This window comes from Clostridium drakei (assembly GCF_000633595.2).
Lineage (GTDB): Bacteria > Bacillota > Clostridia > Clostridiales > Clostridiaceae > Clostridium_AM > Clostridium_AM drakei.
Window position 1 is genome coordinate 200,509 of record NZ_JIBU02000013.1, and the last position, 11,291, is coordinate 211,799.

Sequence of the window (11,291 nt, forward strand, 5' to 3'; positions counted from 1 at the left end):
AGAGGTGAATAATATGAATTTAATAAAAACAAAAAATTCAAAATTTACAATTAGATTTGCAACACCTGAGGATGCGAGCTTAGTTGTGGAATATATGATAAAGTTGGGTACATATCAAAAAATGGCGGATAAAATTACAGCAACTAGAGAAAATGTTTATAAACTTTTATCAGAAAATAAAGGAGAAGCAATTTTCGGTGATTATGATGGACAAACTGTTGCTTTTATTTATTTTTGTTATAATTCATCAGCTTTTATAGGACAATCAGGTATTTATATAGATGCCTTTTATGTTGATAAAAGTGTGCGATCAAAGGGACTTGGAAAAATTATGATGGCCTTTATATCAAAGCTTGCACTTAAAAGAGGTTGTAAAAGAGTGGAGTGGGGTTGTTTGGATTGGAATGAGCCAAGCATTAATTTTTATAGGAAACTTGGTGCAACTAGTGTAGATACCATGACTATATATAGATTTTCTCAAGACAAATTAAAAGAAAATGCTGATAGATTTTAGTATGCATGAATTTAACAAAATACATTATATATTCTATAATAAAAATTCTCAAAATCAAGTGATTCTAAGATTCAGATGGAGTTTGCTTATTAGGAATACCTCTCTTCATTTGAGTCTTAGAAGAACTTATCCAGGGAATGTTACTGATCTATCTTATATCCCACTCCCCAAACTGTTTTGATGTAATTTGGATTCTTAAAGTTATCCTTTAATTTAATTCTCAAATTTTTCATATGAGTCATTATTGTAGAATCACATTCATAAAATTCTTCATTCCAAATGTTTTCATATATATTTCTACTACTAAAGACTTTTCCTCTGTTTTGAGCTAACAATCTTAATATTTCAAACTCTTTTACCGTTAAGTGAATTTCTTCATCACCTAAATACACTTGATGTTTCAAGAAATTAATTCTTAAATTTTCTATAACTATTTCATCTTCGTTTACATTATTCGGCTTAACTTTAAGGTATCTTCTTAATTGAGCTTTAATTCTAACCATAAGTTCTAATGGATTAAACGGCTTACCTATATAATCATCAGCTCCATTTAATATTCCAGATATTTTATCATTATCTTCTCTTTTAGCAGATAACATTATTATAGGAGTATCCTTGTAGGTTCTAATTTTCTTACATATGCTTATTCCATCTATATCTGGAAGCATTATATCTAATACCACAAGCTTAATATCCTCTTCTTTTAATATTTGCAATGCTCTTATCCCATTCTCTGCTAAAAAAACTCCATATCCTTCATTTATTAAATATATTTCTATTAAATCTCTAATTTCTTTTTCATCATCTACTACTAATATATTTATTTTATTCATAAATTATATTTAGTGAGAGAGTGTATAATAAGTACCAAACTCCTACTAAAGCTCACCTCTTTTCTTCTTATTTATGGGGTAAAACTAATTTCAAACAAATTTTTTTCCCATTATACTCTGCAAAAATTTTCCCATTATGAAGCTCAACTATACTTTTAGCAATTGACAATCCAAGCCCTGCACCGCCTTTTGTTGAAATTCTTGCTTTATCTCCTCTGTAAAATTTATCGAATATATTATTTATTTCCTCTTCATTAAAATCATCACATTCATTAGTTATATAAATTATGATATTTTCTTCTCTGCTTATGCTCAACTGAATTTCACTACCTATATTACAATACCTTATTGCATTGATTAGTAAATTTTCCATGACCCTAAACATTTTATCTGGATCTATGTTAATATCTATATCATATTCTGGAAATAAAAGTTTTATTTTTAAGTTTTTTTCACTACACAAAGGGATAATACCTGTAACAACTTGCCTCATAAATTCATTTAAAGATATGCTTATTTTATTTAATTTAATATCACAATTATTGAACTTATTGTACTCAAAAAAATCATTAATCAACTTATTTAATCTAGCTGCTTTTAAATCTATTATATCTATATATTTTTTTATATCATCATTACAACTATATTTACTTTTTAATAAATTCACATAACCTATTATTGATGTTAATGGAGTTCTCAAATCATGGGATATATTCATTATAAACAATTCTTTATCTTTTTCTATTTTCTTTTCTTTTTGCTTATACTCATATAATTTTTGAGACATGTCATTTATACTACTTCCTATTTCTGAAATTTCATCTTTTCCCATAATTCTAACTCTATATTTTAGATCACCTTTAGAAATTTCCTTTAAGCCTAAACATAATTCTTTTATATAAACAATTTCCTTATTAGTTAATATAAAAAATAAAACTATAAATATAATTATAGGAACGATTAATATAAGTATAGAATGTTCTGTTCTAATTAAAGTTCCACTAAATAATATATATCTATTATTATCAAGTTTATCAATAAGGTTATATTTAATTGCATACTCTTCAGTATCAATATCATTATTATTCTTTGCAAGTGAATCTAAATCAAAACTGCTTTCCTTACAATTCTTGCTTTTTATTAGAACTTCTCCATTCTTATTTAAAACAAAGATATCCGCATATCTTATATTATTATTTATAATAGAATATATTTCTTTATCATCTTTGGCATTTGTAATTTTTTTCTCTATGTTTTTACATTGTTTAGTAAAGTGCGTAGTTTGTACATAATAATCATTGCCATCCTTCTTAAACAATTCATCCATAAAAAATCCTGAAAATATTGAAACAATCAAACTGATTAAAAACATAATTATTAATTTGAATCTTAGTTTTTTTACCTTAATTAAAAGCAATTTTATATCCACTCTCCAAACTTTCAATATAATTCAGATTTCTATTTTATCTTTATGTCATTTATTATATTCTGTAATTTATTACTAAACAACCCATGAATAAAGAATTCATTTCTTAAGCTTTGGTACTTTTCCCCTTCCATCACCATTCCGTGATTATCGTGAACCACCACAATTTTAGATTTTGAATAATCTTGTGCTATTTTGGAGGCTACATCTGTAGAAAAATCTATATCCATATCACCAATAAAAAATAGCACTTCACCACTATATTTTTTTCTATCTTCTAAAAGGTTAATTGGCTTAACATTAAAAGTACCAGCTTCAGCTTCCTTTAAATAATCCCTTAACAATTCCTTAGACCATTCAAAGCACACATTAATATCAGTGTTAGGTGTTTTAGAATATTTAATTATCTGTTCTCCAACAACTTCAAACATTCTAACTTTTGTAGATTCTACTATAGGTGATTTCATTATGATTTTACATAAAGAAAAATTATATTCTGGGTTAAACAAATTTTTGTAGTAAGTTTTTTTATTTCCTTGATTAATCTCATCAATAAGAATTGAACAAGTATTTACCCAATCAATATCAGTGACACTTATCTTAAAAAGCATATAACATAATTGATCTCTATCTACTTTTTTGTTTCTTACTATATTATCTAATTTTTCTAATGCTGCAGGATTTTTTTCTTTCATAATAATATTAAAATTGTATCCTGTGATATTTGACTTATTATCCATCATAATATCTGGTGCACTGGTGGCCTCTAGCATAGCTCTAGAAACATGTTCACCATACTTTGCAAGATATTGTTGTACCAATATACCTCCTCCAGAACCTCCAAATAACATTATTTTTCCATCGCCTGATAAGTATCCCCTTTTTTTAAGATCCTGACGTACCATTTCTATATCTTCAATTTGTTGATCTGTTCCATAAAGATTCATAGCTTTTTTATAGTCAACAGCTTTTGTATTAGTATAAACCTCTGGAAATAGTGATGGTGAAGACCCTCTTCTACCCATAACTACATAAGATAAACCTGGAAGCTTTTTTTCAAATATATCAAAGGTAGACTTTGTATGAACTTTATTTTGCTGACCATCTGTAAGATAAAATATTACATCTTTTCCAGGAGTAAAATTAGGACTTAACCTGTAAAAGCCTTTGTATTCTCCAAGACTTCTATTATTATGATCTATAGGTAATTTTATATATATGTTTTTAGAATCAGGAGGCATTTCAGTATAATAGTCTGATAAACCAAGACGTTCTTTAGGAACTGACATATACGCATTATACTTGATATATCCTACAGCTATTCCTATAAATAATAAAGAAATCATAATCCAAAAACTTTTTTTCATTATATTTTTACTATAATCTTTCATATTCATTAACATCCCTTTCTCTTAGCCTAAGGTATATCAAAAATTACCCTTCTACCTTTAAACTAACTTGATTTTAAAATCAAAAGTAATTGACCTTATACATTGATTTTAACAATAACTTATGGGATTTTAATAAAGAAAATCTAAAGAAATTCTGAATTTAAAAGGTTTCTTAAGTTATAATAAAGGATAAGAGGAAGACATTAAAATCTTCCTCTTATCCTTTAGACTATTTTTTTATTAACTCATTAATTACATTTTCAACTTCATTAGTTACAGCTCCTGTACCGCCGAAAATAGTAATTTCTTTTATTTTGTCATCTTTTAAATATGTCTTTTGCTCTTCTGTAAGACTGTTATCCACAAGAATTATAGGTGAATTGCTATTTGCTGCATAATTACTTCCTGCTAATGCATCTGGAAAATCTTTTCCTGATGCCACACATGCTTTGGTTCCTGATAAATTAAAGTATTTTGCTACATTAAGGGAAGTTTCAAATCTATCACTTCCACCTATTCTTACTATGTTCGTCTTATCTATTGATTGAGACAACCTATCTTCAACAGCTTTGCTTACGGCACCTTGTAATCCTATAATATATACCTTACCTGGTTTTATAGCTGAAATTTCTTTCTTTACTACTTCAGGAATTTCATCTTTATTTACCATAAATATAGGATATTGTTTTACTGCTGCAATACTGCTTACTGATATTGCATCTGGATAATTGTCCCCTGATACAATAATTACTGGAGTTCCTTCTTTAATACCTACTGTATCAGCAATTTTTGATGCTGTTTCATATCTGTCTGCTCCACCTATTCTACTGATATTACCAAAACCAGCTGTAGTTACTTTGTTTTCCATATCCTTGCTTACTGAACCTATGCCTCCAAGAATATATACACTTCCTGTAGAATTCATATTTTCCTTCATATAAGCTATTACTTTTTCTTGTTCTTCAGCATTTTTTCCTACTAATAGTATAGGTGCTTTTTCCTTATAAGCTAGTACACTTCCTGCTAATGCATCTGGATAGTTGTCTGAAGCTGCAAGAATGACCTTTGAAACCTTATCCTTATATGTTGATTTTGCAATAGCTATAGCTGTACTTATTCTATCTTGTCCATATATTCTTTCTATTGTGGTTTTTTCTGGAACTGGCACTGGTGATGGTGCTGGTGTTCCACCGCCACTTCCACCTGATCCTCCACTGGAAGATGGTGTTGTGTCTTTTACTGTAATAACTAAAGCTTGTGCATTACCAGCACTAAAGGTAAAGGTTAATGTTGTTGTTCCTATACTTTGTGCTGCTAAATACTCTTTCTTTATATTTACTGTACCATTGGTTATTACATAATCTGTTCCATTAACTAAAGCCTTAGTTCCATTTGCTATACTTACTAAAGTATTTCCCTTTAGTTCTAGTGAAGTACTTACATCTGCCTGTTTTGCTGTATTCTTATCAAAACCTGCAGTAGTTGGATTTATAACGGAATTTTGTGAAGTTGTATCCTTTACTGCTATTGTTAAACTTTGACTAATTCCTGCACTAAAATTAAAAGTTAAATTTACTGTGCCTGTGCTTTGCTGTGCTAAATACTCCTTCTTTATAGTTACTCCTTCACTAGTTGCTGCATAATCTGTTCCACTTACTAAAGTTTTATCTCCATTTTTAATGCTTACTAAATTGTTTCCATTAAGTGTTAACGTAGTACTTAAATCTGCTTGTTTAGAAGCATTTTTATCAAACTCTGCTTGAACTGGACTTATTGTGGAATTTTGTATGTCCATTTTTATAATTGTAAAGGTACTATACTTTGTAATAGGAAACCTTAATCCTAAAACTCCTGTTTTATAGTCTACCACTTCACCTTTTAGCAGTTCTTTAGTTGCATCACTATGCTCTATAAATACTGCAAGGCTGTTTAAAAATGCTTCTCTTTGCACAGGATCTGATGGCATAGCTACATCTTTTAATGGTAAAGTTATAAAAGTTTTAGTCTGCTTCATATTTGTTTCTATTGTCATTGGTCTTCCTACTATTGATATTTCACTATTTCCCGCTGCATTCCTTACTATATCTTCCTGCTGTGCTCTTTGTTTAACCTCTTGCTGCTGCTGAGGTTGTTTTATTGGTACTAGCCTAAAATATAAATCTTCATCTACTACCTGCTTTACAGCTTCCTGTGGAAGTGTAATTCTAGCATTTTCAGTATCTATTTCTAAGTTTATATTTCCTCCTGCTAGTACACTAGTAGTAGCCTTTGGTACATCCACCTTAGTTTCTGACACTTCATCTTTCGTATCTGGTATTACTACTCTTGCTGTATCCTTACCTTGCTGTTTAAGGACATCTACTGTTTGCTTTGCTTTATCTTCTGTATACTGAACACCATCATGTTTTGAACCATCTGCATTGGTAGTTCTTTCAATTGTGGTTTGAGAAACTGTATCTCCACTGCTGCCATCCGTAACAGGTATTGTTACCACCTCTGGTGTTGGTGTTGGTGTCACATAATGTAAAACTGTCAATGTCACTGCACTGCTTGTTACACTTCCAGCATTATTTGATACTGCTACTGAATAGCTTCCTGCATTTGATAACTGTACATTATTTAAGCTTAAAGTTGATGAATTTGCTCCACTTATGTCTGCTCCATCCTTTTTCCATTGATAATTTAAAGGGTCAGTTCCTGCAGCTGTTACACTGAAGCTTACATTTTGTCCTTCTGTTACTGCCTGTGCTGCTGGCCCAGTTGTTATAGTTGGTGCCACTGCTGTTGAATCCCCTATAGTCACCAATAATATTTGTGAATCTCCTGAACTGAAGTCAAAGGTTAAGATTACAGTTCCAGTATCTAGTCCCTTTAGATATTCTTTCCTTATTGCCACTGTACTTCCAGACACTACGTAGTCTGTTCCCGCTGTAAGGGAATTATCTCCATTTTTTATATCAGATAGAGTATTTCCATTTAAGGTCATATCTACATTTATATCTGCATAATGTGAAGAGCCAGAATATTTATCAAAGCTTGAAATGATTGGAGTTATACTTGAGTTACCAGGATTAGTATCACTTACAGTTATATTTAAGGACTGATTAGCTCCAGCATTGAAACAGAAAGTTAAGTTTACAGTTCCAGTAGCTAGTCCTTCTAAATATTCTTTCTTTATTGTCACGGTACTTCCAGCCACTACATAGTCTGTTCCTGATGAAAGAGAAGTAGTTCCATTTTTTAAGCCTAATAAAGTATTTCCATTTAGGGTCATATCTACATTTATATCTGCATAATCTGAAGAGTTTAAATATTTATCAAAGCCTGAGCTGGTTGGAGTTATACTTGAGTTATCAGGATTAGTATCACTTACAGTTATATTTAAGGACTGATTAGCTCCAGCATTGAAACAGAAGGTTAAGTTTACAGTTCCAGTAGCTAGTCCTTCTAGATATTCTTTCTTTATAGTCACTGTACTTCCTGATACTACGTAGTCTGTATCAGCTGTAAGGGAAGTACCTTCGTTTTCTATATCGGATAAAGTATTTCCATTTAGCGTCATATCTACATTTATATCTCCATAATTTGAAGAGCCTGAATACTTATCAAAGCTTGAGCTGGTTGTAGTTATACTTGAGTTACCAGGAGTAGTATCACTTATATTTATATTTAAGGGCTGATTAGTTCCAGCATTGAAGCAGAAGGTTAAGTTTACAGTTCCAGTAGCTAGTCTTTCTAAATATTCCTTCTTTATTGTAACTGCACTTCCTGTTGCTACGTAGTCTGTTCCTGCTGTAAGGGAAGTAGTTCCATTTTTTATATCGGATAAAGTATTTCCATTTAGCGTCATATCTACATTTATATCTGTATAATATGAAGAGCCAAGATATTTATCAAAGCTTGAGCTGGTTGGAGTTATACTTGAGTTATCAGGAGTAGTATCACTTACAGTTATATTTAAGGACTGATTAGCTCCAGCATTGAAACAGAAGGTTAAGTTTACAGTTCCAGTAGCTAGTTTTTCTAAATATTCTTTCTTTATAGTAACTGTATTTCCTGACACTGCATAGTCTGTTACCGCTGAAAGGGAAGTAGTCCCATTTTTTATGTCGGATAAAGTGTTTCCATTTAGCGTCATATCTACATTTACATCTGCATAATATGAAGAGCTAGAATATTTATCAAAGCTTGAGCTGGTTGGAGTTATACTTGAGTTACCAGGAGCAGTATCACTTACATCTATATTTAAGGACTGATTAGCTCCAGCATTGAAATAAAAGGTTAAGTTTACAATTCCAGTAGCTAGTCCCTCTAAATATTCCTTCTTTATTGTAACGAAACTTCCTGTTGTTACGTAGTCTGCTCCTTCTGAAAGGGGAGCAGTTCCATTTTTTATGCTTGCTAAAGTATTTCCATTTAGGGTCATATCTACATTTATATCTGTATAATTTAAAGAGCCTGAATACTTATCAAAGCTTGAGCTGGTTGGAGTTATACTTGAGCTTGCAGGAGTTGAATCACTTACAGCTATATTTAAGGACTGAGTATTTCCAGCATTGAAACAGAAGGTTAAGTTTACAGTTCCATTAGCTAGTCCTTTTAGATAGTCCTTCTTTATTGTAACGGAACTTCCTGATACTGCGTAGTCTCTTCCAGATGAAAGGAAAGTAGTTCCATTTTTTATGTTCGATAAAGTATTTCCGTTTAAGGTCATATTTACATTTATATCTGCATAATATAAAGAACCTGAGTATTTATCAAAGCTTGAGCTAGTTGCAGTTATACTTGAGTTAGCAGGGGTAGTATCTTTTACAGTTAAATTTAAGGACTGAGTATTTCCAGCATTGAAACTGAAAGTTAAGTTTACAGTTCCATTAGCTAGTCCTTTTAGATAGTCCTTTTTTATTGTAACGTTGCTTCCTGATACTACGTAGTCTGTTTCTGCTGTAAGGGGAGTAGTTCCATTTTTTATGCTAGATAAAGTATTTCCATTTAGGGTCATAGTTACATTTATATCCGCATAATATGAAGAACCTGAGTATTTATCAAAGCTTGAGCTAGTTGGAGTTATACTTGAGTTAGCAGGGGTAGTATCTTTTATAGTTAAATTTAAGGACTGAGTATTTCCAACATTGAAACTGAAGGTTAAGTTTACAGTTCCATTAGCTAGTCCTTTTAGATATTCCTTTTTTATTGTAACATTACTTCCTGATAATACGTAATCTCTTCCAGCTGTAAGGACAGTAGCTCCATTTTTTATGCTAGATAAAGTATTTCCATTTAGGGTCATAGCTGCATTTATATCTGCATAATATGAAGAACCTGAATATTTATCAAAGCTTGCGCTGGTGGGTGTTATACTTGAGTTTACTTTGTAGGCTGCACTCATGACGGTGCTAGTAATTCCATTCCTCACTGATATAGCTCGTATTGTCACAGGAGTGTTTATTGCTATTCCTGAGGTATAACGGGTACTTGTAGCAGAGGGGTTAGTACCATCCAGAGTGTAGTATATGTCGGCTCCTGAAATAGAGCTGCTTAAGGTTACTAAGGTTCCGCTGGAAACTGTTCCACTAGCAGGGCTTGCAGTTGGTGGGGGGTCTACGGTGGTATACTTCATTACTGTTAAATTAGACTTAGTAGTACAAAATGCAACATAAGGCGTTCCATTATATACAGATAATGCGGTAGTGAATATATTATTTACTGAAAGTCCAGCTGATCCTACTGTTTCCCAAGCAGTTCCATTATATTTGATTACTGTTGATCCGCCATTGCTATTATCATTAAATGCAACATAAGGTGTTCCGTTATATACTGATATTGAGCTGTATTCTGTATTACTTCCTAAGGAGCCAGCATTTCCTATTGTCACCCAGCTGCTGCCATTAAATTTCTTTACGGTTAAGACATGGGTACTTTCATTAGTAAATGAAACATAAGGTGTTCCATCAGAATCTATTGCTAAGGACAAAAAACTTGGGTAAGCTGGTGCTGGTAAAATAGATGAGTTTCCAACTGTTTGCCAGCTACCTTTATCAAATTTCATTAACTTTCCGGTAGCATCATACCCACTTCTAAAGGCAACATAAGGTATTCCATTATATATAGCTAATGTGGAATTGGAGCTTGCTTTTGCAAATTGGGCACCTCCTACTGTTTGCCATTTGCCGCCATCATATTTCTCTAAGGTTATATTTTGACGATTATCAATAAAGGTAACATAAGGTACGCCACCATATACACATATGGAGGTCTCGGATACATATTGTGATGAAAAATTAGGAGTTCCAATTGATTCCCAGTTGCCATTATTATATTTCATTACTGATACTTTAATTTGACTCCCACCTCCACAATCACAAAAGGAAACATAAGGTATTCCGTTATACACATATAATGACATGCCCATATCGTTACCAATCGTAGGTATATTTCCAAGTTGTTCCCAGTCGCTGCCGTTATACTTCATTACTGCAATTTTATTATTAATAAGAACAACAACATAAGGTGTTCCATCAGCGATAAATAATTTGGGATATATACCTGATAAAAGTCCAGGTGTTCCCACATTTATCCAGGCTTTTGAGTCTGCTGCCTTCACTGTGGTCATAAAGTTATTTGGCAAAATACCAAATAAAATTACCAAAAAAGCAGCAAGTATTATAGCTTTGTACTTTTTAAACATTTTTATAATCTCCTTTCTTTACTTATAATTTCTGTTTCTAAAATCGCTATATGTAAGTGGATTTTTTTGAAATCCTGGAGGTCTTTTGAATGTATAATTTAATTTCACTCCTTCATACTTTATTTTATTTGCGTCTACTGTTATTGTTGGATTAATTGTATCCTCCATAAAATCCCTCATATTGTTTCCTATATTCCAGATATTGCAACCTATAATAGAAAACCTCATGGAAATATTTTCCTGGTACAAATGATAAAAATATCCCTTATTGATATTATGACAATTTACTTAAATATTGTATATTGTACTTTGGTACAATATTACAAGATGAACACTACTCATAAGCACTAAAAAAATAGCAATCTTTACATATTTGTGTTGTTGTAACATTTGAAAAATAGTATAATATGAATTATTATATAATGATATTTTAAATTAT

Annotated in this window: 6 protein-coding genes; 1 reads left to right on the plus strand and 5 read right to left on the minus strand. The window is 31.4% G+C overall.

Annotated elements, in window-relative coordinates; translation table 11 throughout:
• The first annotated feature begins 13 nt into the window (after positions 1–13).
• Entirely contained in the window at positions 14–514 is a 501-nt protein-coding gene (locus EG57_RS0208155) for a GNAT family N-acetyltransferase (RefSeq protein ID WP_032076743.1), read from the plus strand.
• 140 nt (positions 515–654) lie between these two features.
• Here EG57_RS0208155 and EG57_RS0208160 read toward each other — a convergent pair whose 3' ends face one another.
• The 5 genes from EG57_RS0208160 to EG57_RS26495 all read right to left on the minus strand — a co-directional run bounded on the left by EG57_RS0208160 (position 655) and on the right by EG57_RS26495 (position 11,020).
• On the minus strand, positions 655–1,347 hold the full coding sequence (locus EG57_RS0208160) for a response regulator transcription factor (protein ID WP_032076744.1): 693 nt from the start codon (positions 1,345–1,347) through the stop codon (positions 655–657).
• 67 nt (positions 1,348–1,414) lie between these two features.
• Positions 1,415–2,674, minus strand: a complete 1,260-nt coding sequence (locus EG57_RS0208165) for a HAMP domain-containing sensor histidine kinase (RefSeq protein WP_161782703.1) — start codon at positions 2,672–2,674, stop codon at positions 1,415–1,417.
• Positions 2,675–2,805: 131 nt separating this feature from the next.
• Positions 2,806–4,164 carry an alpha/beta hydrolase family protein gene (locus tag EG57_RS0208170; protein ID WP_032076745.1) on the minus strand — a complete coding sequence of 453 codons (1,359 nt, stop codon included), beginning with the start codon at positions 4,162–4,164 and terminating at the stop codon, positions 2,806–2,808.
• A 229-nt stretch (positions 4,165–4,393) separates the two neighbouring features.
• The gene (locus EG57_RS25390; RefSeq protein WP_052037782.1) at positions 4,394–10,852 is read right to left on the minus strand and encodes a X2-like carbohydrate binding domain-containing protein; all 6,459 of its coding nucleotides are present in this window, start codon (positions 10,850–10,852) and stop codon (positions 4,394–4,396) included.
• Positions 10,853–10,870: 18 nt separating this feature from the next.
• The gene (locus EG57_RS26495) at positions 10,871–11,020 is read right to left on the minus strand and encodes a hypothetical protein (protein WP_161782704.1); all 150 of its coding nucleotides are present in this window, start codon (positions 11,018–11,020) and stop codon (positions 10,871–10,873) included.
• Between the last annotated feature and the right edge of the window lie 271 nt (positions 11,021–11,291).